This window comes from Mycobacterium seoulense, assembly GCF_010731595.1.
Lineage (GTDB): Bacteria > Actinomycetota > Actinomycetes > Mycobacteriales > Mycobacteriaceae > Mycobacterium > Mycobacterium seoulense.
Map to the genome: position 1 here is coordinate 1,670,512 of NZ_AP022582.1, position 24,641 is coordinate 1,695,152.

At 66.5% G+C, this 24,641-nt stretch carries 22 protein-coding genes; 13 read left to right on the forward strand and 9 right to left on the reverse strand.

Translation table 11 applies throughout. The annotated features are described in order from the left end of the window. The first annotated feature begins 162 nt into the window (after positions 1 to 162). Positions 163 to 504 (forward strand): hypothetical protein, encoded by a 342-nt coding sequence (locus G6N37_RS07650; RefSeq protein WP_163678181.1) that lies wholly within the window; start codon positions 163 to 165, stop codon positions 502 to 504. A 35-nt stretch (positions 505 to 539) separates the two neighbouring features. Here the strand turns inward: G6N37_RS07650 and G6N37_RS07655 are convergent, their stop codons facing one another. Further along, positions 540 to 1,007 carry an SRPBCC family protein gene (locus tag G6N37_RS07655; protein WP_163678184.1) on the reverse strand — a complete coding sequence of 156 codons (468 nt, stop codon included), beginning with the start codon at positions 1,005 to 1,007 and terminating at the stop codon, positions 540 to 542. Between the two features lie 240 nt (positions 1,008 to 1,247). On the opposite strand from G6N37_RS07655, the gene G6N37_RS07660 reads away from it, so the two are divergent. The 7 genes from G6N37_RS07660 (at position 1,248) to G6N37_RS07690 (ending at position 9,558) form a co-directional block, all read left to right on the forward strand. Next, positions 1,248 to 3,086, forward strand: a complete 1,839-nt coding sequence (locus G6N37_RS07660; RefSeq protein WP_163678187.1) for a fatty acyl-AMP ligase — start codon at positions 1,248 to 1,250, stop codon at positions 3,084 to 3,086. Positions 3,087 to 3,160: 74 nt separating this feature from the next. Further along, entirely contained in the window at positions 3,161 to 4,390 is a 1,230-nt protein-coding gene (locus G6N37_RS07665; protein ID WP_163678189.1) for a serine hydrolase domain-containing protein, read from the forward strand. A 91-nt stretch (positions 4,391 to 4,481) separates the two neighbouring features. Next, on the forward strand, positions 4,482 to 6,809 hold the full coding sequence (locus G6N37_RS07670; protein ID WP_163678192.1) for an arylsulfatase: 2,328 nt from the start codon (positions 4,482 to 4,484) through the stop codon (positions 6,807 to 6,809). Between the two features lie 8 nt (positions 6,810 to 6,817). Next, on the forward strand, positions 6,818 to 7,489 hold the full coding sequence (locus G6N37_RS07675; protein WP_163678194.1) for a GAP family protein: 672 nt from the start codon (positions 6,818 to 6,820) through the stop codon (positions 7,487 to 7,489). A 118-nt stretch (positions 7,490 to 7,607) separates the two neighbouring features. After that, on the forward strand, positions 7,608 to 8,264 hold the full coding sequence (locus tag G6N37_RS07680; protein ID WP_163678196.1) for a hypothetical protein: 657 nt from the start codon (positions 7,608 to 7,610) through the stop codon (positions 8,262 to 8,264). Between the two features lie 114 nt (positions 8,265 to 8,378). Continuing rightward, a complete protein-coding gene (locus tag G6N37_RS07685) occupies positions 8,379 to 8,747 on the forward strand; it encodes a SpoIIAA family protein (RefSeq protein WP_163678198.1) in 369 nt (122 codons plus the stop codon). A 37-nt stretch (positions 8,748 to 8,784) separates the two neighbouring features. Further along, entirely contained in the window at positions 8,785 to 9,558 is a 774-nt protein-coding gene (locus G6N37_RS07690; RefSeq protein WP_163678199.1) for a YqjF family protein, read from the forward strand. A 1-nt stretch (position 9,559) separates the two neighbouring features. Here the strand turns inward: G6N37_RS07690 and G6N37_RS07695 are convergent, their stop codons facing one another. Further along, the gene (locus tag G6N37_RS07695; protein WP_163678201.1) at positions 9,560 to 10,330 is read right to left on the reverse strand and encodes an SDR family oxidoreductase; all 771 of its coding nucleotides are present in this window, start codon (positions 10,328 to 10,330) and stop codon (positions 9,560 to 9,562) included. Positions 10,331 to 10,388: 58 nt separating this feature from the next. On the opposite strand from G6N37_RS07695, the gene G6N37_RS07700 reads away from it, so the two are divergent. Further along, positions 10,389 to 10,865: a nuclear transport factor 2 family protein gene (locus tag G6N37_RS07700; RefSeq protein ID WP_163678203.1), complete on the forward strand. Its 477-nt coding sequence runs from the start codon at positions 10,389 to 10,391 to the stop codon at positions 10,863 to 10,865. On the opposite strand, the gene G6N37_RS07705 is transcribed toward G6N37_RS07700, so the two are convergent. Both G6N37_RS07705 and G6N37_RS07710 read right to left on the reverse strand, forming a co-directional pair. Beyond that, a complete protein-coding gene (locus G6N37_RS07705; protein WP_163678205.1) occupies positions 10,862 to 11,605 on the reverse strand; it encodes a DJ-1/PfpI family protein in 744 nt (247 codons plus the stop codon). The genes G6N37_RS07700 and G6N37_RS07705 overlap by 4 nt on opposite strands. A gap of 18 nt (positions 11,606 to 11,623) precedes the next feature. Next, a complete protein-coding gene (locus G6N37_RS07710; protein ID WP_163678207.1) occupies positions 11,624 to 12,574 on the reverse strand; it encodes a GlxA family transcriptional regulator in 951 nt (316 codons plus the stop codon). Positions 12,575 to 12,684: 110 nt separating this feature from the next. Here G6N37_RS07710 and tpx point away from each other — a divergent pair, with 110 nt between their 5' ends. Continuing rightward, positions 12,685 to 13,179 carry a thiol peroxidase gene (gene tpx / locus G6N37_RS07715; RefSeq protein ID WP_163678209.1) on the forward strand — a complete coding sequence of 165 codons (495 nt, stop codon included), beginning with the start codon at positions 12,685 to 12,687 and terminating at the stop codon, positions 13,177 to 13,179. Here tpx and G6N37_RS07720 read toward each other — a convergent pair. The 5 genes from G6N37_RS07720 to G6N37_RS07740 are packed head-to-tail and all read right to left on the reverse strand — an operon-like array spanning position 13,176 to position 19,623. Next, complete coding sequence (locus G6N37_RS07720) at positions 13,176 to 14,798, reverse strand: AMP-binding protein (RefSeq protein WP_167527369.1); 1,623 nt, start codon at positions 14,796 to 14,798, stop codon at positions 13,176 to 13,178. The two genes, tpx and G6N37_RS07720, sit on opposite strands and share 4 nt — an antisense overlap. Beyond that, positions 14,795 to 16,318, reverse strand: coding sequence for a long-chain-fatty-acid--CoA ligase (locus G6N37_RS26160; RefSeq protein WP_163678213.1), 1,524 nt, complete (start codon positions 16,316 to 16,318; stop codon positions 14,795 to 14,797). The genes G6N37_RS07720 and G6N37_RS26160 overlap by 4 nt, the downstream gene beginning before the upstream one ends. 7 nt (positions 16,319 to 16,325) lie before the next feature. Beyond that, a complete protein-coding gene (locus G6N37_RS07730; protein WP_163678216.1) occupies positions 16,326 to 17,426 on the reverse strand; it encodes an acyl-CoA dehydrogenase family protein in 1,101 nt (366 codons plus the stop codon). Continuing rightward, positions 17,427 to 18,668 carry an acyl-CoA dehydrogenase gene (locus tag G6N37_RS07735; RefSeq protein WP_163684737.1) on the reverse strand — a complete coding sequence of 414 codons (1,242 nt, stop codon included), beginning with the start codon at positions 18,666 to 18,668 and terminating at the stop codon, positions 17,427 to 17,429. Positions 18,669 to 18,681: 13 nt separating this feature from the next. Beyond that, positions 18,682 to 19,623, reverse strand: coding sequence for an enoyl-CoA hydratase (locus G6N37_RS07740; protein ID WP_163678219.1), 942 nt, complete (start codon positions 19,621 to 19,623; stop codon positions 18,682 to 18,684). 220 nt (positions 19,624 to 19,843) lie between these two features. Between G6N37_RS07740 and G6N37_RS07745 the strand changes: the two genes are divergently transcribed. Genes G6N37_RS07745 through G6N37_RS07755 form a run of 3 tightly spaced genes read left to right on the forward strand, consistent with a single transcriptional unit; the run spans position 19,844 to position 24,620 of the window. Next, a complete protein-coding gene (locus G6N37_RS07745) occupies positions 19,844 to 20,953 on the forward strand; it encodes an LLM class flavin-dependent oxidoreductase (RefSeq protein WP_163678222.1) in 1,110 nt (369 codons plus the stop codon). A gap of 39 nt (positions 20,954 to 20,992) precedes the next feature. Then, complete coding sequence (locus G6N37_RS07750; protein ID WP_163678227.1) at positions 20,993 to 23,539, forward strand: FAD-binding oxidoreductase; 2,547 nt, start codon at positions 20,993 to 20,995, stop codon at positions 23,537 to 23,539. 22 nt (positions 23,540 to 23,561) lie between these two features. Beyond that, the gene (locus tag G6N37_RS07755; RefSeq protein ID WP_163678231.1) at positions 23,562 to 24,620 is read left to right on the forward strand and encodes an alpha/beta fold hydrolase; all 1,059 of its coding nucleotides are present in this window, start codon (positions 23,562 to 23,564) and stop codon (positions 24,618 to 24,620) included. The last annotated feature ends 21 nt before the right edge of the window (positions 24,621 to 24,641 follow it).

The following is a 24,641-nucleotide window of genomic DNA, read 5'->3' on the forward strand; positions in this document are numbered from 1 at the left end:
CGGTGTTTCTGCTGGTAAACCTGCTAAACATGGATGAGGGCTAAGTCAGATAACGAAGAAGTATCAGGACGAGGTCGACTCGAAGTAGCCCGCCGGAGGCTGCACATTCCGGTGACAGCTCCTTCCCAGGCCGCAGCCAGGGTCTCGGCGCACAACTAGGGGATGACCACCAGCACGCCTCACCACGACTGGCGACGGATCGCGCAGCTCATCTTCGCGGGAGCCGCGGCCGTCGCTGTGCTTACCGTGTTCGACACGGCGCAGGAATCGGCGCGCCCGACGGACGTCGCGGCTTTCCCGCAGACGCCGCCCAATTTCTCCGGGGGAAGCGGCTTCGCCGCCGATGACGGCGACGACCAAGCCCAACTGCAGCAGCAGCTCGCCCAACAGCAGCTGCAGCAGTCCATGCAGCAGGCCGAACAACAGAACGAACAGGCGCAGCAGCAGTTCGAACAAGGCATGCAGCAGGCTCAGCTCGACGAGCAGCAGGCCAACAACCCGTAGCCTGCCCGAAGGCCGGCAGGTTGCGCCGGAAGTAGCTAGCGCTGGACGCTCGATTCGCGCTCGGCCGCTTTCACCAGCCGGCCGGCAAAGAACCGGACCGCCCCGCCCATGGCCGCGCGCATCACCGGTCCCGTTCCGCGCACGCCCTCGGTGAACGAGCCGCTCCAGCGGATGTCGGTTCCACCCGCCGGGTTGGGCGTGAAGACCACCTCACCCGAGTAGTCCTTGGCCGGGGTCGGGGACCCGACGAGCTTGTAGGCGTGCCGGCGATCCTGCTCGTACTCGACGGTCTCCTCCTGGACGAGCACGGGCCACATCCCCACCTTGCGGACGGCCCCGATCCCACCGGGGGCGGGATCGCCCTGCCGTGCCCAGCTCGAGTGAAAAACGATGGGTTTGGCCCACTTCGACCAGTTCGCGCCATCGGTCACCAGCCGGAACAGCGTCGCGGCGGGCGCGGTGCTGGTGCGGTTGATCTCGAAGGAAAACGTCCTGCCTGCCATGATCAACTCCCCGTGAAATCAGCGGCGGCCCCGCCGGCCGCTCGCGGGTAGGCTACCGCTCACGCCGCGCGCCTCCCGAGCGGGGTTTTGTCGGCCGCACCGCGGGCACCGTGACGAACATGCACGAACGCCAAGGCCTATCCCGAATTCGGTTCGCCTTGAACCGCCTTCACGCGCGCCGTGCTGATCATGACCTTCACGGTACGGGGGTTGCCGCACCGCCTTGCCTACAGTGGGTCCATGGAATCCGGTTCGCGCCCGCACGCCAAAGGTGTCCCGGGCGGCTTGCTCGAGATCGAGGACTGCCTGGATGCCCAAGGCAACATCATGGTGCCGCCGGACGTCACCCTGATCTCCCTGGTCGACCGCAACATCGCGAACGTCGGTGACGCCGTGGCCTACCGCTTCCTGGACTACAACCGCTCGGCTGACGGCCTCGTCGAAGAGGTGACCTGGAACCAGTTCGGTGTCCGGCTGGAAGCCATCGGCGCGCGCGTCCAGGAGGCGGCCGGCCGTGGCGAGCGAGTCGCGGTCCTGGCTCCCCAGAGCCTGGACTATGTGATGGGTTTCTACGCGGCGATCAAGGCCGGAGCCATTGCGGTGCCGCTGTTCGCGCCCGAGTTGCCCGGGCACGCGGAACGTCTGGATACGGCCCTGCGCGATTCACAGCCCACGGCCGTATTGACGACCACGTCGGCAAGCGGCGCGGTCGAGGATTTTCTGAGCACCCTTCCGCAACACCACCGGCCGAAAGTCATCGTCATCGACGAGATCCCCGACGCGGCGCGCGATTCGTTCGCTCCCACCGAGTTGCGCCACGACGACATCTCCCACCTGCAGTACACCTCGGGCTCGACGCGGCCCCCGGTTGGCGTCGAGATCACGCACCGAGCGGTGGGCACGAACCTCGTCCAGATGATCCTTTCGATCGACCTGCTGGACCGCAACACCCACGGTGTGAGCTGGTTGCCGCTGTACCACGACATGGGCCTGTCGATGATCGGCTTCCCCGCGGTGTACGGGGGACACTCCACGCTGATGTCGCCGGCCGCGTTCGTGCGCCGCCCGCAGCGCTGGATCAAAGCCTTGTCGGCCCAGGCGGGCCGCGCCGTCACCGCCGCGCCGAACTTCGCCTACGAATGGGCCGCCCAGCGCGGCCTGCCCGCACCCGGCGACGACGTCGACCTGAGCGACGTGGTGCTGATCATCGGATCGGAACCGGTCAGCATCGAGGCGATCAGCACCTTCAACAAGGCCTTCGCCCCGTACGGGTTACCGCCGACCGCATTCAAGCCGTCGTACGGCATCGCGGAGGCCACCCTGTTCATCGCGACCATCGCCCCCGCCGCCCAGGCCACCCCCGCCTATTTCGACCGCGAGAAGCTGGGCGCCGGTCGCGCCGTACGGGTCGCCGCGGACGCCCCGGGCGCCGTGGCGCAGGTCTCCTGCGGTCAGGTGGGCCGCAGCGAATGGGCCGTCATCGTCGACCCGGACACCCGGACCGAACTGCCCGACGGCCACGTCGGCGAGATCTGGGTGCAGGGCAACAACGTCGGCCGCGGCTACTGGGGGCTGCCCGAGGACACCCGCCGAGCGTTCGGCGCCAGGCTGCAGTCGCGGCTCGCCGAGGGCAGCCACGCCGAGGGCTCGGCGGTCGAACGCCCGTGGCTGCGCACCGGCGACCTGGGCACCCATCTCGACGGCGAGCTGTATGTCACGGGCCGGATCGCCGACATGGTCACGGTCGACGGCCGCAACCACTACCCCCAGGACATCGAGGCGACCGTCGCCGAAGCGTCCCCGATCGTCCGGCGCGGGTATGTGACCGCTTTCGCGGTGCCGGCCGGGGAGACCCAGCAACAATTGGTGGTCATCGCCGAGCGCGCGACGGGTACCAGCCGCGCCGACCCGCAGCCGGCCATCGAGGCCATCCGGGCGGCGGTCTTGCGCCGCCACGGTGTGCCGGTCGCCGACGTGCGGTTCCTGCCCGCCGGCGGCATTCCGCGCACCACCAGCGGCAAGTTGGCGCGCCGGGCCTGCCGTGCCCAGTATCTGAGTGACACTCTGGGCAGCCACTGACCTCGCTGGAGCGGGAGGGCCCGAAAACGCGATCCGCGCGGCGCGGGTGACTTAGTCTCCGTTCGGAGGCGAACATGGTTCTCAAGGTCGCGGTGCCGGCGGATCAGATCCACGGCGACGTCGATACCGGCTACGGAAAAGTCGCCGACGCCTTCCGCGCCAGTTTCCGCGACGGAGCGGAAGTCGGCGCCGCCGTGGCCGTCTACCGCGACGGGGTCAAGGTCGTCGACCTGTGGGGCGGCTACCGCAACGGGTTGGCGAAAGACCCCTGGCGCCACGACACGATGGTCAACATGTTCTCCACCACCAAAGGGGTTGCCGCCCTGGTGGTGGCCGTGGCGGTGTCCCGCGGGCTGGTCTCCTATGACGCCAGAGTGGCCGACTACTGGCCGGAATTCGCGCAAGCGGGCAAGGGCGACGTGACGGTCCGCCAACTCCTCGGCCATCAGGCCGGGCTGTGCGCGCTCAAACCCAAGCCCACGCTGGCCGACGTCGCCGACCCCACCAGGCTCTCGCCGATCCTGGCGGCCCAGGCACCGGCGTGGCGGCCCGGCACCCGGCACGGCTACCACGCGATCACGCTCGGCTGGTACGAATCCGAGCTGATCCGCCGGACCGACCCGGCCGGGCGCACGCTGGGCCGCTTCATGGCCGACGAGATCGCCGGGCCGCTGGGGCTGGACCTGCACATCGGCCTGCCGGAGTCGGTCAACCGCGAGCGGGTGGCACACGTCCACAACTGGGTGCGTGCGGAGACACTGCTGCACCTCCACGTGATGCCGCCCGGGTTCGTCGGCGCCTCGCTCAACCCGGTCGGCCTGACGGCGCGCGCCATCGGGGTCCCGCGCGGCGTCAATGCGTTCAACGGCGACTACAACCGCGACGAGGTGCGGTCGGTCGAGATCCCGTCGGCCAACGGCATCGGCACCGCCCGGGCGGTCGCGCGGATGTACGGCAGCGCGGCCATCGGGGGAGCCGAGCTCGGGCTCGGCGACACCCTCGATGCGCTGGCGGCGCCGCCAGTCTCGCCAAGCCGGAGCGTTCGCGACAAGGTGATGAACGTCGACGTGGCGTATTCCCTCGGCTTCTGTAAACCCGTGCCGCACTTCGCATTCGGCTCCTCGGACAGGGCCTTCGGAACTCCCGGCTTCGGCGGATCGTTCGGCTGCGCGGACCCGGACACCGGCGTCGGCTTCGCCTACGTCATGAACCGGCTGGGCTTTCACCTGTGGAGCGACCCGCGCGAACTAGCGCTGCGGCAGGCGCTGTTTCGCGATGTGCTCGGGGTGCGTTCCCAGACCTGACGCCGACCGCAAATCGCCGCCTATCACGGTGAGGGCGCCGAATTGCGTGGGGAACGGCCGAGAAACCGCTGCACCAACACCAGGAGGCGTGATGGTCAACCAGCCCCCCGAGGGCGAACGGTTCGACGGGGTCATCAACCCCTCGGCGGCCGGTTCCACACCCGTTACACCCTCGATCGTCTATCCGCCGGCCGGCGCCCCCAACGTCGTCGTGGTATTGCTCGACGATGTCGGATTCGGCGCCGCATCAACGTTCGGCGGTCCGGTCCCGACACCGGCGCTCGACCGTGTCGCGGGTGCCGGGTTGCGCTACAACCAATTCCACACGACCGCGCTGTGCTCCCCGACGCGCGCCGCCCTGCTGACCGGACGCAACCACCACAGCGCGCACATGGGCACCATCTGTGAGATCGCTTACGGGTTCCCGGGTTACGACAGCGTGATACCGCAGAGCACCGCGACGATCGCCCAGGTGCTGCGGATGAACGGTTACAGCACGGCACTGTTCGGCAAGGCGCATTTCACGCCCACGTGGGAGATCGGACCGGCCGGCCCGTTCGACCGCTGGCCGACCGGACTCGGCTTCGAACGGTTTTACGGCTTTTTGGGCGGGGACACCTCCCAGTACGAACCCGCACTCTACGACCAGACCACGCCCGTTGAGCCGTACCTCGGCCGCGACGACTACCACCTGACGGAGGACCTCGCCGACAGGGCGATCGACTGGATCCGGCTGCAGAAGACGTCGGCGCCGGACAAGCCGTTCTTTCTCTACTTCGCGCCCGGCGCGACCCATAGTCCCCACCACGTGTGGCCGGAATGGTCCGACCGATTCGCCGGCCGGTTCGACGACGGCTGGGATGCGTTGCGGGAACGCATATATACCCGCCAGCTCGACATGGGCATCATTCCTTCCGGGGCCCGGCTGACGCCGCGGCCCGAGCAGATACCCGCGTGGGCGGACTACGACGACCGCTACAAGCCAGTGGCGCGCCGGTTGATGGAGGTCTACGCCGGCTTTCTGGCCCACACCGACGCACAGGTCGGGCGGGTCATCGACGCCATCGACGAGTTAGGGCATTGGGAAGAAACGCTATTCGTCTACCTGTGCGGCGACAACGGCGCGTCAGGGGAAGGAACGCTACACGGCGCCTGGAGCTCACCTGCGTTCCAGAACGGGCTGCCCGAGGATCCCGAATGGCTGCTGGCTCACGTGGCCGACTTCGGCACGCCACGATGCGAGAACCACTACAACGTCGGCTGGGCATGGGCGCTCGACGCACCGTTTCAGTGGATGAAACAGGTGGCTTCGCATTTCGGGGGAACCCGTAACGGACTGGCGATCTCATGGCCACAGGGCATCACCGCGGCGGGGGAGCAACGCAGCCAGTTCCACCACGTCATCGACATCGTCCCCACCATCCTCGATGCCGCCGGCATCGAGATGCCCGCGCGTGTCAACGGCGTCGAACAGAAGCCGGTCGAGGGCGTCAGCATGAGGTACTCGTTCGACGACGCCGCGGCGGCCAGCCGGCGAACCACCCAGTATTTCGAGATCTTCGGCAATCGTGCTGTCTACCAAGACGGTTGGATCGCCTCATGCTTTCACGGTCGACTGCCATGGGTCCGCGCCCAGCGCGCCACCCCGTTCGACGACACCGAACGCTGGGAGCTCTACCACCTGGCGGATGACTTCAGCCAGGGAGTCGACCTCGCCGCCCAGCGCCCCGACAAGCTGGCGGAACTGCGGGCCGTATTCGACGCCGAGGCGCGCAAATACGATGTGTACCCGCTCAGCGACGCGACGCTGGCCCGCGCGTTGCCCGCCAACCGGCCAAGCCTGCGGGCCGGGCGCACCTCCGTTGCCTACTTTGCCGGGCATGTGCGCATCCCGGAACCGGTGACATTGGGCTTCACCAGCACTTCCTTCGAGCTGCAGGCACAGCTGACCATCCCGGCGGGCGGCGCGCAGGGGGTGGTCATCAGCATCGGCGGCGCGATGGCCGGATGGAGTTTGTACCTGCGTGGTGGCATTCCGCAGTTTGTCTACAACTATCTCGGGCATGAGCTCACCACTGTTGCGGCCGCCGAGCCGCTACCGGAAGGCCCTGTCGCGCTGAGGCTTTTGTTCGATTACGACGGTGGGGGACTGGGCAGGGGCGCGTCGGTGTCGCTACACGTGGACGACGCCGAGGTCGCCCGTGGCCGCGTCGAGCGGACGGTGCCGTTCCGCTTCTCGATGAGCGGCGAAACCCTGGATGTCGGCACCGACACCGGCTCCCCGGTTGCTCCCTACGGGCACGACTTCCGGTTCACGGGCCGGATCGACCGGATCGACGCCACCGTCTGCCCGCAGCCCGCCGATCTGGCCGCGGCGATCGCCGAGGCGGAGCTGCGCGCGGCGTTTGGAGCGCAATAGTGCTCACCATGTGGGGCAGCCTCGTCCCGTTGATCCTTGGCTGCGCTCTCGAACCGATCGAGATTGTCATCACGATCATGTTGTTGGGCACCCCGGCGCGCGTGCGCGCGGCCGGCGCCTGGGTCGCAGGGCACGTCAGCACGCGCCTGCTGCAAGGGCTCATCTTCGGCACGATTCTGCATTGGGGAAAGCGCGAAGCCGACTCGAATCACCCGCACCACTGGGTCGTGTCCACCGTGCTGTTGGTAGTGGCCGTGCTGTTTCTGGTGACCGCGGCGCGGGAGCTGTTCAGCGACGACGATCCCAACGCCCCGCCGCCGAAGTGGATGACCGTGCTGACGTCGGCCACGCCCACCAAGGCCTTCCTCATCGGCGCCGGCGTCATCACCGTGTCGGTGAAAGCCTGGGTCTTCACGCTGGCGGCGATCAGCGTGATCGGCAACGCGAACGTGAGCCGGCCCGCCAATATCGGTTCGTTCGTTCTCTTCGTCGCGCTTGCGGCAAGCGTGAATCTGCTCATCATCGGTGCGGCGGCATTTTTTCCGCGGCGGTCGCGCGACGTGCTGGATCGGGTCTTGCGCTGGCTACAGGACCACGACCGGCCCATCGTGGTCGTCGTAGGGGTGGTTTTCGGGATCTGGTTCGGGCTAAAAGCCCTGCGCGGCCTCGGGATTTTGTAGCGTCACCGAGCCGTCGTGGCGCCCGGGTGTGGGCCCTACGCACGGAAACCGTCGTGAATTCGTGCATACGCCACACGCTCGGCGGCATATCGGCCTCCCGCGGTGGCATCCTGGCCGTGTGGGTTTGCTCATCCGGTTGGCGGAACTCTTGATCGTGATCCTGCCTCTGGCGGGCGCGACGGTCGCCGTGGTGCGCGCGTTCGGCGCCAACCGTCGACGGCCCGAACCTCCGCCGTCTGCCGAACGGACCGAAACACCGGAGACCGGCAACAATCACGTCGCCCAGTGGCGGTCGCTGCGCCGCGTCCTCGAGGAGCACAGCCGCACCGACGCACGATGGCTCGAGTACGAACTGGACGTCGCCAAGCTGCTCGACTTCCCACTCATGACCGACATGCGCGATCCACGCACGGTCGCCTTCCACAAAGCCAAGCTCCGAGCCGACTTCCTGCGCCCCGTCAAAGCCGAAGACCTTCTCGACGACCGCGAAGCGGCGGCGCAATACCGGACCGCCGTCGAGGATTACGTGACCGCCTTCAACGCCGCCGAGACGGAAGCGATGCGCAGACGCCGCAGCGACTTCTCCCGAGCGGACCAACAGCGAATCGCGCGCGCCCAAAACCTGCTACGCGTCGCGTCGGACCCCGCCGCGACACCTCAGGAACGCCGGCACGCCCACGAGTTGGCGCGTCAGGAACTCGACGGCCTCCTCGTGTTGCCGGCCACCACGCAGGCCAGCATCGAGCGCGGGATCTCCGGCGAGCTGGAGAAATAGGACACTCTGCGTCGCCCGTCGGTGACTTTGGCCCCTTACGCGCTACGCCCGGCGATCGGCAGGATGGAGTCATCGGCATTTCGGTTTAATGCAGCGATCCGCTTGGAGCACAACATGATCGAATACGACTTGGACGGCGAACACTCCATCCTGGAGGTGCGGCCAAAATCCGCGCTCGACAAACACGACTTCGAAGAACTCGCCAAGGCCGTTGACCCCGAGATCGAGGCCAAGGGAGACCTCGCCGGCCTCATTCTCAATGTCTCGTCCTTCCCGGGATGGGACAGTTTCGGGGCCATGGTCACCCATTTCCGCTTTGTTCGGGACCATCAGAAGCATGTCAAGAAGATCGCCGTCGTCACCGACTCGCTTCTCGGGGACGTCGCTGAGCACCTGACGTCACATTTCGTGTCGGCCACGATCGAGCATTTCCCGGCCGCCGAGATCGAGAAGGCGCGAGAGTGGATCATCAGCGGTCGATAATGCGTTGAGCGCGGCGGCCGCGTGCCACGATGGTCCGATGACCGCGTCGCCCGGCCCGCCGGTCGCCGAACCCGACGGCGGCGAAGGCCTCACGGGCTATCCCGTCACGCCGCCGCCGCTTCGCGGCCCGGTCACCTTCGATCAGCGCTGGCGTGATCTGACCTTCATCCATTGGCCGGTGCGGCCCGACGCCGTCGAAGAGATGTACCCTCCCGGCACCCGCCCCGACATCTTCGCCGACGGGATGACCTACGTCGGACTGGTCCCGTTCGTGATGGACAGCACCAAAGTCGGCTCCTCGCTTCGGCTCCCGTACTTCGGCAGCTTCGCGGAAACCAACGTCCGGCTCTATAGCGTCGACGATTCCGGCCGGCACGGCGTGCTGTTCCGGTCGCTGGAAACGGCGCGGCTGGCGGTCGTGCCGATCGTCCGGGCCGGCCTCGGCGTCCCTTACACCTGGGCGAAGATGCGGACACACCGGCTCGGCGACCGCGTCACCTATGACAGCGTGCGCCGGTGGCCCCGCCGGGGGTTGCGCAGCCGGGTCGAGGTCGCCGTCGGCGCGCCGGTGGAACCGACGCCGCTGGAAGTCTGGCTCACCGCCCGGTGGGGCGCGCACACCCGCAAGGCCGGCCGAACCTGGTGGATACCGAACGAACACGAGACCTGGCCGTTGCGCGCGGCCGACATCGTCGAGCTGGACGACGAACTGGTGGCGGCCGCCATGGTGCGACCCGCGGGCGAGCGGTTGCGAGCGCTCTTCTCTCCTGGAGTGCGAACCCGTTTCGGCCGACCCGCCCGGGTCAGCTGAGCTACGGGCAGGTGTATCCGCCGTCGATGACGATGTCGGAACCGGTCATGTAACTGGACGCCGCGCTGGCCAGGTAGAGGTACAGGCCGGTGAGCTCCTCGGGGCGGCCGATCCGCCCGAGCGGAATCTTCGGCTCCCACAGGCGGTGGTATTCGGTCAGCGGCTCGACGAGTTCGGTGAGGATGTAACCGGGGCTGACGCTGTTGACCCGGATGTTGTGCGGCGCCAACTCCACGGCCATGGCCTTGGTCAGGTGGATCACCGCCGCTTTGGACGTGCAGTAGTGCCCCACCGTCTGCGGGACGTTGATGATGTGGCCCGACATCGAGGCGGTGGTGATGATGGCGCCGCCCCGACCCTGCCGGACCATCGCCCTGGCGGCCGCTTGCGCGGTGAGGAAAACGCCCCTGACGTTGGTACTTTGGATGCGCTCGAACTCTTCGGGCGACATGTCCAGCATCCCCTTCACCGTGATGATGCCGGCGTTGCAGACCGCGATGTCGACGCCGCCCAGCTCGGCGGTCACCCGCTCAAGCATCTCGGCCACCTGATCGGGCTGGGTGACGTCACAGCGGACGGTCACGACCCTGCCCTCGCCGTCCGGCGCGATCTCCCGGGCCACCTGTTCCAAGCTCTCGGGACGCCGCGCCGCTATGGCCACGTCGGCGCCGGCTTGCCGATACGCCTGCGCCACCTTCTTGCCGATGCCGCTGGATGCCCCCGTTATCAGCGCCCGCTTGCCGCGCAGATCGAACAATTCCAAGACGTTCATGCGATATCCCCATCCAGACGAGCGACCGACAATCGAAACACGTTCTAGTGTGTCCGCCATGGGCAAATTCACCAGGGCAGAAATCGAGCAGGCCGTCGAGAACTACACGCGGGTCGTCGAGGGGTGCAGCGCCTCCGGCGACTGGCGGCCGTTCGCCGACCTCTTCACCGAGGATGTCGTCTACACCGAGCACCACTACGGGGTGTTTCACGGCCGCGAGGCCGTTCGCGACTGGATCGTCGCCGTCATGGCGCCGTTCCCGCACATGCGATTTCCATCCGACTGGACCGCCTACGACGAAGACAACGACGCCGTCGTCGTGATGATCAAGAATCTCCTCGACCACCCGACCGATCCGCAAGGCGAACCGTTCTGGTTTCCGAACTGGACCCGACTGGTGTATGCGGGCAACGGCTTGTTCTCCAGCGAGGAGGACATCTACAACCCCAACCGCGATGCCCCCGGCGTGGTGACCGCCTGGCTGCAGGCCGGCGGCCAGCTCGCGTCCGAGGAGATCCTGCAGCCGGGCGCCTAGGCGGACGACAGGTCCGGCTGTCGCCCCCGTCGGCGCGAGCGCACGGCCGCCAGCGCCTGCTCCCACGCCAGCATCGTGGCGGCCTTCAGGTTGGCCGGCTTCGCGCTGTCCCTGGACAGCAGCGCGGTCGCGGCCGCCTTCGTGGTCGCCGACGCCTTCGACAGATGGCCGGAGTCGAAGGGCGGCTGGGGGTCGTATTCGATGGCCAGCTGGATCGCCTTGGCGCGGCCCTCGCCGCCGATCTCGCCCGCCAGCCACAGCGCCAGGTCCAGGCCGGCCGACACCCCGGCACAGGTGACGACATTGTCCTGCCGCACGATTCGCTCGTCGCCCACGGGGATGGCGCCGAACGCCTTGAGCGCCGGAACGGTCAGCCAGTGCGACGTGGCGCGCCGGCCCGCGAGCAGGCCCGCGGCCGCCAGGATCACCGACCCGGAGCACACCGACGTCGTCCATCGGGCGGTCCGATGGGCTTGCCGCAGCCAGTCGAGCAGCGCCTCGTCGCGGGCGTGCACGGGGGTCGCCGGACCACCGGGCACGAGAATCAGGTCGGGGGAAGGCGTTTCGGCCAGCGAGTGGGTGGCCCCGATGACCAGCACGCCCGAGTCGGCGGTGATCGGCCCGGGCTGGTGCCAGACGAAGCGCACTTCGGCGTCGGGCAGGTTGCGCAGCACCTCGTACGGCCCGATCATGTCCAGCGCGGTGAACCCCGGATAGGTCACGATCGCGATTTGGGTCATGGTGTCATCCTTTCGGTTTCAGGCGAAGGCCTTGCGATATTGGTCGGGCGGAATGCCGACCCGGCGAAGGAAGTTGCGCCGCATGGTTTCCGCGGTGCCGAAGCCGCACCGGGTGGCGATCGCGACGACGGTGTCGTCGGTCTCCTCGAGCTGCCGGCGCGCGGCTTCGGTTCGGATCCGCTCGACGTATTGACCGGGCGCCTCGCCGACCTCGGCGGTGAACACGCGGGTGAAGTGACGCGGGCTCATCGCCGCCCGGCGGGCCAGCTCGTCGATGCTGTGCTCGCCGCCCGGTTCCGCCTCGATCGCCTCCTGCACCGCACGGATCGAATTTCGTTTGGCGCGCGGCATCCACACCGGAGCCGCGAACTGCGTCTGCCCACCCGGGCGGCGCAGGTACAACACCAGCCAGCGGGCGACGGTCTGCGCCAACTCGGTGCCGTGGTCGTCCTCCACCAGTGAGAGCGCCAGATCGATCCCCGCGGTGACACCCGCCGCGGTCCACACGGTGTCCGAGCTGCGGATGAAAATCGGATCCGCGTCGACGTCGATCGCCGGGAACTCCCGGGCTAACCGCCCGGCGAAGGCCCAGTGCGTGGTCACCCGCTGCCCGTCCAGCAGCCCCGCCTCGGCCGCCAGGAAGGCGCCCGTGCAGACCGTGACCACGCGACGCGCGGTGCGGGCCACGTCCTTGATCCAGCCGATCAGCTCGGCATCCGATCGCGCCGCGTCGACACCTCCGCCACCGGGCAGCACGACCGTGTCGATCGGGCCATCCGGGTCCGGCAGCGGTGTGGCGACGAAGGCGAGCCCGGTCGGGGTGGTGACGGCCCGCCCGTCGGCGGAGGCCAGGACGACGTCGTACCCGCCCTCGGTGAGCAGCGCCGCCCCGGTGAAGACGTCGTACGGCCCCACCACGTCGAGCGCCTGCACGCCGGGATAGCCGACGATGACCACTTTGCGAGCCATGGATCTCAGTGTTGGGCACACCCGCCCATGTCGTCTACGCCGTGCAACCCACCAATTAGGACATGGGACCTGACCCATCGCAGCCGCGGCGGGCTTGGCAGACTGTCCGCATGGCACAGATAACGTTGCGTGGAAACCCGATCAACACCGTCGGCGAGCTGCCTGCCGTCGGATCTCCGGCGCCGGCCTTCAGCCTCACGGGCGGCGACCTGGGGGAGGTCAGTAGCGGCCAGCTCGGCGGTAAGGCCGTGGTGCTCAACATCTTCCCGTCCGTGGACACGCCGGTGTGCGCGACCAGCGTCCGGACCTTCAACGAGCGCGCCGCCGCCAGCGGCGCCACGGTCGTGTGCGTGTCGAAAGATCTGCCGTTCGCGTTCGCCCGGTTCTGCGGCGCCGAGGGCATCGGCAACGTCAAGACGGCTTCGGCGTTCCGCAGCAGCTTCGGCGAGGACTACGGCGTCACCATCGACGACGGACCGATGGCGGGGCTGCTGGCCCGGGCCATCGTGGTTGTCGGCGCCGACGGCAAAGTCGCCTACACGGAATTGGTCCCCGAGATCGCCCAGGAGCCCAATTACGACGCGGCGCTGGCCGCGGCGGGCTAGTTTTCGGGTCGTAACCCAAGCCGTTGAACCATCTCGGCCCGCATGTCGACCTTGCGCACCTTGCCGGTGACAGTCATCGGGAACTCGTCGACAATGTGGACATACCGGGGAATCTTGTAGTGCGCGAGTTTCCCGAGACAAAAGGCCCGCACGGCATCCGCGTCTAACGGCGCACAGTCGGGCCGCATCTTGATCCAGGCGCAGATTTCCTCGCCGTACTTGGCGTCGGGAACGCCGACGACCTGCACCGCGTCGATGTCCGGGTGAGTGTGCAGGAAGTCCTCGATCTCTCGCGGGTACAGGTTCTCACCGCCGCGGATGACCACGTCTTTGATGCGCCCGACGACTTCGCAATAGCTGTCGTCGTGCATGATCGCCAGGTCTCCGGTGTGCATCCATCCGTCGCGATCGATGACGTCGCGAGTTCTCTCGACGTCGTGCCAGTAACCCAACATCACCGAGTACCCGCGGGTGCACAGCTCGCCCGACTCCCCGCGCCCGACGATCTTGCCGCCGGCGTCGATGACTTTGATCTCGACGTGCGGATGTACCCGGCCCACCGTGGTCGTTCGATGCTGTAGGTCGTCGTCGATCCGGGTCTGGCAGGACACCGGGGAGGTCTCCGTCATGCCGTACGCGATCGAGAGCTCCGACAGTTTCAGTTCGTCGATGCAGCGTTTCATCAGCTCCACCGGACAGGTGGCGCCCGCCATGATCCCGGTGCGCAACGACGACAGATCGCGACGAGTGAGGTCAGGATGGCCGAGCATCGCGATGAACATTGTGGGCACGCCGTAGAGGCCGGTGCACCGCTCCTTTTCGATCGCCTCCAGCGTCGCGGCGGGATCGAAGCCGGCCGCCGCAATCACCATGGTGGCCCCGTGGGTGGTGCAGCCCAAATTGCCCATCACCATGCCGAAGCAGTGGTAGAAGGGCACCGGGATACAGAGGCGATCCCCGGGCCCGAGCCGGATGAGTTCGGTGACGAAAAACCCGTTGTTGAGGATGTTGCGGTGCGACAAGGTGGCGCCCTTGGGGGCTCCCGTGGTGCCCGATGTGTATTGAATGGTGATCGCATCCAGGGGGCTCAGGGCGGCCGCCCGGCACCGCAATTCGTCGGCCGTCACCTCGCCGGCGCGCTGCCGCAGCCGCTCCCAGTCGGCGGTGCCCAGGAACACGACATCCGTCAGTCCGCGGACCTCGGAACGGATCTCGTCAACCATTCGGCGGTAGTCGGAGCTCTTGAAGGTCGTCGCCGACACCAACAGCCGGGTGCCCGAATCATGCAGCACATGGGACAACTCGTGAGTTCGATATGCGGGATTGACCGAGACGAGGATGGCCCCGATCTTGGCCGTCGCGTACTGAAGGATCGTCCATTCCGGGCAATTGGGGGACCAGACCCCGACGCGATCTCCGCGCTGGATGCCGACGGCCATCAAAGCGCGGGCGAGACAGTCGATCTCGCTATCGAGTTGGGCGTAGGTCCACCGTCGGTCGCCGGCCACATCGATGAGCGCGTCGACGTCGGGGTACGCCAGCGCGGTGCGCTCGATGTTCGCCCCGATCGTCTCGTCCAGCAGTGGGGTGTCGACGGGCCCCGCGTCGTAGGAGTTCACCGCGCGTACTCGCGGCGAAGATCGGTCTTGAGTACCTTGCCACTGGCGTTGCGCGGCAAGGCATCCACGATCACGACACGGCGCGGCCGCTTGTAGGAAGCGAGGTGCTCGCGGCAGTGCTTCTCGATCTCGCCGTCGGTCGGCGGATCTGCAGGGTCGCGCGGCACGATCACCGCCATCGGGGTCTCGCCCCATTTCGGGTCGGGCACTCCGATGACCGAAACCTCGGCGACCTTGGCATGGGCTGCCACGACGTTTTCCACCTCGGCGCTGTAGATATTTTCGCCGCCCGAAATGATCATGTCCTTCTTCCGGTCGACCACATAGATGTAGCCGTCGGCGTCCTGCCGGACCAGGTCGCCCGAATGAAACCAGCCGCCGCGAAAGGCCTCCGCGGTCTCGGCGGGCTTGTTCCAATACTCCTTCATCACCAGTGGTCCGCGATAGACGATCTCGCCGATTTCGCCCCGCGGAACGTCCTCCATCTCGTCGTTGACGATGCGGACCTCGATACCCAGCATCGGGGTGCCCACGGATCCGATCTTGCCCAGAGCGTCCTGTCCGCGCAGCAGGCAGGTGATGGGGCTGCATTCGGTCTGCCCGAAGGCCGCAATGATCTCGGAGTGCGGAAAGGCGTCGAACATCGTGCGCAGCAAGGTGGTTGACGCGGGCGCCGCACCCCACCAAACGCGACGCAGCCGGCTGAGATCCCACGAGCGAAGATCCGGCAATGCGCAGACCGTCTGCCACTGCGCCGGCGTCATCCAGCAGGACGTGACCCGCTCACCGACGATCGTTCGCACGGCGGCCACGGGGTCGAAGCCGCCTGACGGTGGGACCACCACCGTGCCGCCGGTCAGGAACGTGGGGAACATCCCCGATACGCCGGCGACGTGGAACAGCGGCGCATGTGCCATCCAGCAATTGTCGTCGCTGCCCAGACCCAGGGTGGCGATCACGCTCAAGGCGTGCAGATAGAGGTTGCGGTGTGTGAGCACCGCGCCCTTCGGAAATCCCGTGGTGCCCGACGTGTACATGATGAAGGCGGCGGCGTCGGCCGGAACTGTGGCCTTGACGGGGACACCGTCCGCCGCCGCGACAAGGTCATCCAGACCGTCACCCATCGTGAGGATCGCACTGACGGAAGGTGCTTTGGTGCGCGCGTGCGCGACGGCCGGTGCGCAGGCCGGGTCTGTCACCACCGCGACCGAACCGCTGTCCGCGAGCACATACGCGATCTCGTCTGCGGTGAAGCGGAAGTTGACCGGCACCGCAACGGCGCCCAGCCGCAGCGTCGCGAACCAGACTTCGATCAGCTCGAGGCAATTCAGGCCGACCACCGCGACACGGTCGTTCGGACGAACTCCGTTCGCGGACAGCACCTTCGCCAGGCGGATCACCCGCTCGTTGAGCTGCGAGAAAGTAGACCGGCGCCGCGCATCGACAAATGCCAGGTCTTCAGGCCGGACTCGGGCGTGCCGGGCCAGGACGTCGCTGAGTGTGATGCCGGTGCCGTCCATGAGATTCCTACAGGCCCGCACGGTCGGCGAGCAGCGCCCGGTGACGGGTGCTGCTGCCGAACAGCGCCTCGGTTGTCTTGGCCCGCCGGAAGTACAAGTGCAGATTGTGTTCCCAGGTGAAGGCGATCCCGCCGTGGACTTGGATGGCGCTGCCGGCGCACAGCACATAGGTGTCCGCGGCCTGGGCCTTGACCAAAGGAGCGGCGACGCGCAGCTCTTCGCCGCTGGCGGCGCTCATCGCGGCGAACATCACCGCTGCGCGAGTGGCGTCGATCTCGATCAACATGTCGGCGCAGGCGTGCTTGACTGCCTGAAATGATCCGATGGGACGGCCGAATTGCTTTCGGTGGCGGGCATATTCGACCGAAAGCTCGAGACACGCCTCGGCACCGCCGAGCATCTCCGCAGCCAGGAGCACCCGCGCCACGTCCACCAGCCGGTCGATTTCGTCGGGGGAGCCTGCCGGCAAGGCATCGGCCGGGGCACGCGCCAGCTGTAGCTTGGCGACGGGACGGGTGAGGTCGAATGACGGCAGCGGCACGATCGTGACGCCGGGAGAGTCGGCGGTGACGACGTGCAAACTCACGGCGGAGCCATCGGACAGAGCCGGGACGACGAACAGATCCGCGACGCGGCCGTGCAACACCGGGGCGCATTCTCCGGTGAGCACGATCCGACCGTTGTGCCGTTGAGCCCGTACCGTCGCCGCAGCGGGGTCGGTCACCTGGTGTCCGGCCGCGGCGAAGGCCCCGATCTGCTCGCCGCGAAGCAGGCCGGGCAGCAGGCTTTTGCGTTGCTCGTCGTCGCCCAGCCGGAGGATTGCTTCGATCGCAAACGTCGTCGCGGCGAAGGGAACGGGGCTCAGCGCCCGGCCCAGCTCGCCGAATGCGATCGCCGTCTCGGCGAGTGTGGCACCTGCTCCGCCGTACTCCGGCGGCGTGTGTAGTGCGGGCAGCTCGAGCTCGGTGCACAGCCGTTGCCAGAGGCTGCCGTCGTGGCCATCCGCGTCGGCGACTTCTCTCATGCGCGGGGCACCGGCGTGGCCCCGAAGAAAGCCGCGGAGCGACGCGCAGAAGTCGTCCTGTTCGGTGCTGTAACGGAAGTCCATTCAGAGTCTCACCCTTGCCGGGGCCTCCTGGCGTGGTTCCTTGGGAAGCCCGAGTAGTTGCTCGCCGATCAGGTTGCGCTGGATTTGCGAACTGCCGGCGTAGATCGTGGCTGCACGGGCATAGAGCAGCTCATCCATCCAGCAAGCGGGGGAGTTCGGCGTGCCCGCTTCCGGGACCAGGCGCGCCCCGCCGTTCCCGGGCCCAAGCGGGCCAAGCGCGTCCAATTCCAGGATTTCGGCGGCGAGATCGGTGTGGCGCCGGAAGTACTCGCTCCAAATGACTTTGGTGATGGCGGAGTCGGCGCCCGGCAGTCTCCCGTTCAGCAACAAGCTCAGCCCGCGGTAGCCCCGGTACCGCATGATCTGTATCCGGGAAAAGCACCACGCCAACCCATCTCGGATATGCGGGTCGGTGTTCACGCCGCGTTCGCGTGCGAGTTCGCACAGCCGCTCGAGGTCGCGCCCGAATTCGACGGCCGCGGTAATCACCTGCGAGCCGCGCTCGAACCCCAGCAGCGTCATCGCGGTCGGCCATCCGTTCCCGACCCCACCCACCACGTTGGCCGATGCGGTGCGGGCATCGATGAAGAAGACCTCGCTGAACGACGAGTGTCCGGCCGCGTTGACGATCGGACGGACCTCGACGCCGGGTTGTTCCATCGGCACCAGTAAGAAGGACAGGCCCTTGTGCTTGGGCGCATCGGGGTCCGTGCGTGCCAGAACGAAGATCCAGTTGGCGCTGCGGCCGGCCGACGTCCACATCTTCTGCCCGTTGATCACAAACTCGTCGCCGTCGAGCACGGCCTTGGTGCGCACCGATGCCAGATCCGAGCCGGCCTCGGGTTCCGAGAAGCCCTGGCACCAGCGGTCTTCACCGCTGAGGATGCGCGGCAGGAAATGCTCTTTCTGCGCTTCTGACCCCAGGGAGATCAGCGTGTTGCCCAGCAGATCGACCCCCAGCAGGTCGTTTTCGGCCCGCTCGGGAGCGCCGGCCCGGGCGAACTCCTCGGCCAGCACCACCTGTTCGATCGGAGAGAGACCGCCGCCGCCGTATTCCCTGGGCCAGGACACGGCAACCAGGCCGCTGGCCGAAAGAGCCCGCCGCCACCGCAGCCCGAATGCTTCCCGCTCGGCCGGCGGCAACGCACCAAGTCCGCGCCAGCCGGCCGGCAGGTGTTCAGCCAGAAATGCGCGGATCCGCTCGCGGAATGCTTCCGCTTCGGGTGGATAGGTGATGTCCACTGACGTCGCACTCTCAAGGGCGCTGCTTGGTCGCGGGCAAGATCTCCGGCGCGTCGCGCCAGTCGTCGAGGCCGTACTCGACCGTTCCGTACGACAGCTTCCCGCCGGTGACTTCACCCCAGTGCGCGTGGTTGAGCTGGTGGATCTTGAAGCAACCGTCGAGTGCTGTGGTGAAGCCCATGGCGTCAACGGTTTGGTTCACCGACTCCTTGATCAACAGCGCAGCCATGGTCGGCATCTTGGCGATTCGGCGCGCGAATTCGATGGTGCTGGAGCCCAAGTCGTTCGCGGGAAACACCTTGCTCACCATCCCGAGCGAGTGGGCTTCGTCGGCGCCGATGCAGTCGCCGGTGAGCAGAAGTTCCTTCGCTTTGCGCGGACCGAACTCCCACGGGTGGCCGAAATACTCGACCCCGCACATGCCGAGTCGGGTGCCGACGACATCGGCGAAGATGGTGTCCTCGCTTGCGACAATCAGGTCGCAGCACCAGGCCAGCATCAGGCCCGCAGACAGGACCATGCCGTGGACCTGGGCGATGGTGATCTTGCGGAGATTCCGCCACCGTTTGGTGTTTTCGAAGTAGTAATGCCACTCCTGACGATTGCGCGACTCGACCCCGCCAAACTTGCCTCCGTTGCACTGATAGGTGGGGTGCTGGTCCGGGCCGGGTGAACGTTCACGGACATCGTCGGCGGACCCGAGGTCGTGGCCCGCGGAGAAGGCGGGACCCGCCCCCCGCAGGATCACCACCCGGACCGTGTCGTCAGCTTCGGCAAGCTCGAAGGCGGCACCCAACTCGACCAGCATCCCGCGGGTCTGCGCATTGCGTTGTTTCGGCCGATTCAGGGTGATCACCGCGATGCGCCCCTCATCGAGCGTTCCGTACTCGATGAAATCGAACTGCGGCACGGAGCTCTCCCGGCGATAGACCGGCTGGAGTCCGGTGACGTTCATAGCGCCTCCTTCTACTGCTAACTGCGCGCTGAACGGGTGACTTGTGCGAGGTTACGCGGCACGATGCCATGATGTCCATAGCCAATACGCTCTTATATGCGCATGACGACCACAAACTCCCAAGCAAATTGGCTCTTGTATGTTATGAAGTATCTTGCTAGTACTGTGGTATACCTACAGCAGCAGGTACATCGAGACGAGAAACGAGAAGGGTTGACCCATGGAGATCGGAATCTTCCTCATGCCGGCCCATCCACCGGAGCGCACTCTCTACGACGCCACCCAATGGGACCTCGACATGATCGAGCTGGCCGATCAACTCGGGTACGTCGAAGCCTGGGTCGGTGAGCATTTCACCGTGCCGTGGGAGCCGATCTGTGCTCCGGATCTGCTGTTGGCGCAGGCGCTGCTGCGGACGAAGTCCATCAAGCTCGCGCCCGGCGCGCATCTGCTTCCCTACCACCACCCGGTCGAATTGGCCCACCGGGTGGCCTATTTCGATCACCTTGCTCAGGGCCGCTACATGCTGGGTGTCGGGGCCAGTGGTATCCCGGGCGACTGGGCACTGTATGACGTGGACGGAAAGAACGGCGAGCATCGCGAGATGACCCGCGAAGCGCTCGAAATCATGTTGCGCATCTGGACCGAGGACGAGCCCTGGGAACACCGCGGAAAATACTGGAACGCCAACGGCATCGCGCCGATGTTCGAGGGACTGATGAAGCGGCACATCAAGCCGTTCCAGAAGCCGCATCCGCCGATCGGCGTCACCGGGTTCAGTGCCGGATCGGAGACGCTCAAGCTCGCGGGCGAGCGCGGCTACCTGCCGATGAGCCTCGACCTCAACGCCGAATATGTCGCGACACACTGGGACGCGGTCCTGGAAGGCGCCGAGCGCAGCGGTCGGACCCCGGATCGCCGTGATTGGCGGTTGGTGCGTGAGGTCTTCGTGGCCGAGACCGACGAGCAGGCCTTCCGTTACGCCGTCGACGGCACGATGGGACGCGCCGTGCGTGAATATGTGCTGCCGACGTTCCGCATGTTCGGCATGACCAAGTTCTATAAGCACAACCCGTCGGTGCCCGACGACGCCGTGACACCGGAATACCTCGCCGAGAACACCTTCGTGGTGGGCTCGGTGGAGACGGTGGTCGACAAATTGGAGGCGACCTATGACCAGGTGGGCGGGTTCGGCCACCTGCTGGTTCTCGGATTCGACTACAGCGATAACCCCGGTCCGTGGAAGGAGTCGCTGCGGCTACTGGCCGAAGAAGTGATGCCCAGACTCAACGCCCGCATTGCCAAGAAGCCTCTCGCCGCGATCGTCTAGCAGTTCCGGGTCGGGTAGGCACTGGGAAAGGGTTGAGCAATGGCGGATCGCAAGGTCACCGTCGGTTATTCGGACGGAACGCACCAGACGATTCCAGTGCGACCGGACCAAACGATTCTGGATGCCGCCGAGGAACACGGTGTGGCCATCGTCAACGAATGCCAAAGCGGGATCTGTGGCACGTGCGTAGCCACCTGCATCGCCGGACAATACGAGATGGGACGCACCGAAGGCCTGTCCGATGTGGAGCGGGAGGCGCGAAAGATCCTCACCTGTCAGACGTTTCCGACCTCGGACTGCCGGATCGAATTGCAGTATCCCGCCGACGACAACGCGGCGCTGCTGGTCGCCTGTGACGGCGTGGTGGCAGGGGTCGACCTGGTTTCGCGCACCACCGCGGTGCTGCGGGTGGACGTCTCGGCACATGTCGCGTCGAAGGGCGCGGGACTTGACTACCGGGCCGGCCAGTTCGCGCAACTGCAGGTTCCCGGCACCACCACGTGGCGCAACTACTCCTACGCGCATCCCGCCAACGACAGCGGCGAACTGGAATTCCTCATCCGGCTGCTGCCGGACGGAGTGATGTCGAACTATCTGCGGGATCGCGCGAAACCAGGTGACCATATCGCCCTGCGATGCAGCAAGGGCACCTTCTATCTGCGCCCCGTCGTTCGGCCGGTGATTCTCGTCGCCGGCGGTACGGGTTTGTCGGCGATCCTGGCGATGGCCCAGAGCCTGGGCTCCGATACCGCTCAACCCGTCTACCTTCTCTACGGGGTGACCTCCCCCGAGGACCTGTGCAAGCTCGACGAACTCAAGACGCTCAGTCACCGCGTACCGGCCCTGGAAGTGCACATCATCGTCGCGCATCCGGACCCCGAGTGGCGCGGACCGACCGGACTCGTCACCGACCTGTTGGATGAGCGGATGCTGTCCGGTGGTGACGCCGACGTCTATTTGTGCGGTCCGGCCCCGATGGTCGAGGCGACACGAACCTGGCTGGACACCAACGGTTTCCATCGCGTCGGGCTGTACTACGAAAAGTTCGTTCCCAGCGGAGCGGCACGGCGCCGCAGTCCGGCTCGGCTCGACCACGCAAGTCTCGACATCGCCGACGTGCGCAGCCGGGGCCGCGGGACCGCGGTGGTCATCGGCGGCAGCATCGCGGGGATCGCGGCGGCCAAGGTGCTCACCGAGACGTTCGATCGGGTCATCGTTCTGGAAAAGGACGATCCGCACCGTAGGCGCGAGGGCAGGCCGGGTGCGGCACAGGGCTGGCACCTGCACCACTTGCTGACCGCCGGACAGATCGAATTGGAGCGATTCTTTCCCGGCATCGTCGACGACATGGTGCGCGAGGGTGCGTTCAAGGTCGACATGGCAGCCCAGTACCGAATCCGCTTGGGCGGGACCTGGAAGAAGCCGGGCACCAGCGATATCGAGATCGTCTGTGCCGGCAGGCCGCTGCTCGAGTGGTGCGTACGGCGCCGCCTGGACGGCGAGCCACGGATCGACTTCCGTTATGAATCGGAGGTGGCCGACCTCGTCTTCGACCGCGAGAACAATACGATCGTCGGGGTCGCCGTCGCCAAGGATGGCAATTTAGAGGTCGTGCCCGCCGAATTCGTCGTCGACGCGTCCGGCAAGAACACCCGGGTGCCGGAATTCCTGGATCGCATCGGCATCGGAGCTCCCGAGGTCGAGCAGGACATCATCAACTGCTTCTACTCGACAATGCAACACAAGGTCCCGCCCGAGCGGCAGTGGGAAGACAAGGTCATGGTGATCTGCTACGCGTACCGTCCGTACGAGGACACCTACGCTGCGCAGTACTACACCGACAGCTCCCGCACCATCCTGTCGACGTCGCTGGTGGCGTACAACTGTTACTCGCCGCCGCGCACCGCTCGGGAGTTCCGCGAGTTCGCCGATTTGATGCCCTCACCGGTGGTGGGGGAGAACATCGACGGGTTGGAACCCGCCTCTGCGATCTACAACTTCCGGTATCCGAACATGCTCCGGTTGCATTACGAGAAGAAGCGGCACCTGCCGCGCGCCCTGTTGGCCGTGGGCGACGCGTACACCAGCGCGGACCCGGTGTCTGGTCTGGGTATGAGCCTGGCACTCAAGGAAGTTCGGGAGATGCAGGTGCTACTGGCCAAGTATGGTCCGGGGCATCGAGACCTTCCGCGCCGCTATTACCGGTCGATCGCGAAGATGGCCGACACGGCGTGGTTCGTGATCCGCGAACAAAACCTGCGCTTCGACTGGATAAAGGACGTCGACAAGAAGCGCCCGTTCTATTTCCGGCTTCTCACCTGGTATATGGATCGCCTAGTGGAATTGGTGCATGACGACCTGGACGCGTATCGCGAATTCCTGGCCGTCGTGCACCTGGTTAAGCCACCCATGGCGCTCATGAAGCCCGGAATCGCGAGCCGCGTTATCGGCAAGTGGGCGCGGACCCGATTGTCCGGTCAGAAAACGCTCATCGTCCGCAACTACGAAAATCGCACCGTACCGGTCACCGATCCCGCCGACCGGCTTGTGGCGGTCGGCGGTTCGGCGCCAGGCCAAGCACCATAGATCCTCGACGAGGAGGGCGAATATGTCGCAGGCTCACCGATTCCTGGACTGCCGGGGCACCCGAATTCATGCCGTCGAAGACGGCTTAGGCCCGCTGGTAGTGCTGCTGCACGGGTTTCCGGAGTCCTGGTACTCGTGGCGGCATCAGATTCCCGCGCTTGCCGGGGCGGGCTACCGGGTGGTGGCAATCGATCAGCGCGGCTACGGGCGTTCATCGAAGTACCGGGTGCAATCCGCTTACCGCATCAAGGAATTAGTCGGCGACGTCCTCGGCGTGATCGACGCTTACGGCGTGGAGAAGGCCATCGTGGTGGGTCACGACTGGGGCGCTCCCGTCGCGTGGACCTTCGCGTGGCTGAACCCGGGCAGGTGCGCCGGCGTGGTCGGGATCAGCGTTCCGTTCGCGGGTCGCGGCGTGATTGGCTTGCCGGGCAATCCCTTCGGCGGGCACCGCCCCAACGACTACCACGTCGCGCTCGCCGGCGATGGCCTGGTTTGGTACCAGGACTATTTCGCCGCGCAGGACGGGATCATCGCCGAGATCGAAGAGGATGTGCGGGGCTGGCTGCTCGGGCTGACCTACACGGTCTCCGGCGAGGGCATGATCGCCGCCACCAAGGCGGCGGTCGACGCCGGGGTGGACCTGGCCTCCATGGACCCGATCGACGTGATCCGGGCAGGCCCCCTCTGCATGGCCCAAGGCGCAAGGCTCAAGGACGCGTTCATCTATCCCGAAAAGATGCCCGCTTGGTTCACCGACGCCGACCTCGATTTCTACGCCGCCGAGTTCGAGCGCTCCGGCTTCGCCGGGCCGTTGAGCTTCTATCACAACATCGATAACGACTGGCACGACCTGGCGGATCAGGAAGGTAAGCCGCTCACACCGCCGGCGATGTTCATTGGTGGCCAGTACGATGTCGGCACCACCTGGGGCGCCGAGGCTGTCGAGCGCGCGCACGAGGTCATGCCGAATTACTCTGGTACACAAATGATCGCCGATGTCGGGCACTGGATTCAACAGGAGGCGCCCGACGAGACGAACCGGTTGCTGCTCGACTTCCTGGCAGGGCTGAACTCGTGAGAATGGCGGCGGGAGAGCGCG

Bases quoted from the DNA above. Each gene is read 5' to 3' on its own strand.
- G6N37_RS07650 (WP_163678181.1), top strand. From the start codon at position 163: ATGACCACCAGCACGCCTCACCACGACTGGCGACGGATCGCGCAGCTC.
- G6N37_RS07655 (WP_163678184.1), bottom strand. From the start codon at position 1,007: ATGGCAGGCAGGACGTTTTCCTTCGAGATCAACCGCACCAGCACCGCG.
- G6N37_RS07660 (WP_163678187.1), top strand. From the start codon at position 1,248: ATGGAATCCGGTTCGCGCCCGCACGCCAAAGGTGTCCCGGGCGGCTTG.
- G6N37_RS07665 (WP_163678189.1), top strand. From the start codon at position 3,161: ATGGTTCTCAAGGTCGCGGTGCCGGCGGATCAGATCCACGGCGACGTC.
- G6N37_RS07670 (WP_163678192.1), top strand. From the start codon at position 4,482: ATGGTCAACCAGCCCCCCGAGGGCGAACGGTTCGACGGGGTCATCAAC.
- G6N37_RS07675 (WP_163678194.1), top strand. From the start codon at position 6,818: ATGTGGGGCAGCCTCGTCCCGTTGATCCTTGGCTGCGCTCTCGAACCG.
- G6N37_RS07685 (WP_163678198.1), top strand. From the start codon at position 8,379: ATGATCGAATACGACTTGGACGGCGAACACTCCATCCTGGAGGTGCGG.
- G6N37_RS07690 (WP_163678199.1), top strand. From the start codon at position 8,785: ATGACCGCGTCGCCCGGCCCGCCGGTCGCCGAACCCGACGGCGGCGAA.
- G6N37_RS07695 (WP_163678201.1), bottom strand. From the start codon at position 10,330: ATGAACGTCTTGGAATTGTTCGATCTGCGCGGCAAGCGGGCGCTGATA.
- G6N37_RS07700 (WP_163678203.1), top strand. From the start codon at position 10,389: ATGGGCAAATTCACCAGGGCAGAAATCGAGCAGGCCGTCGAGAACTAC.
- G6N37_RS07705 (WP_163678205.1), bottom strand. From the start codon at position 11,605: ATGACCCAAATCGCGATCGTGACCTATCCGGGGTTCACCGCGCTGGAC.
- G6N37_RS07710 (WP_163678207.1), bottom strand. From the start codon at position 12,574: ATGGCTCGCAAAGTGGTCATCGTCGGCTATCCCGGCGTGCAGGCGCTC.
- tpx (WP_163678209.1), top strand. From the start codon at position 12,685: ATGGCACAGATAACGTTGCGTGGAAACCCGATCAACACCGTCGGCGAG.
- G6N37_RS26160 (WP_163678213.1), bottom strand. From the start codon at position 16,318: ATGGACGGCACCGGCATCACACTCAGCGACGTCCTGGCCCGGCACGCC.
- G6N37_RS07730 (WP_163678216.1), bottom strand. From the start codon at position 17,426: ATGGACTTCCGTTACAGCACCGAACAGGACGACTTCTGCGCGTCGCTC.
- G6N37_RS07740 (WP_163678219.1), bottom strand. From the start codon at position 19,623: ATGAACGTCACCGGACTCCAGCCGGTCTATCGCCGGGAGAGCTCCGTG.
- G6N37_RS07745 (WP_163678222.1), top strand. From the start codon at position 19,844: ATGGAGATCGGAATCTTCCTCATGCCGGCCCATCCACCGGAGCGCACT.
- G6N37_RS07750 (WP_163678227.1), top strand. From the start codon at position 20,993: ATGGCGGATCGCAAGGTCACCGTCGGTTATTCGGACGGAACGCACCAG.
- G6N37_RS07755 (WP_163678231.1), top strand. From the start codon at position 23,562: ATGTCGCAGGCTCACCGATTCCTGGACTGCCGGGGCACCCGAATTCAT.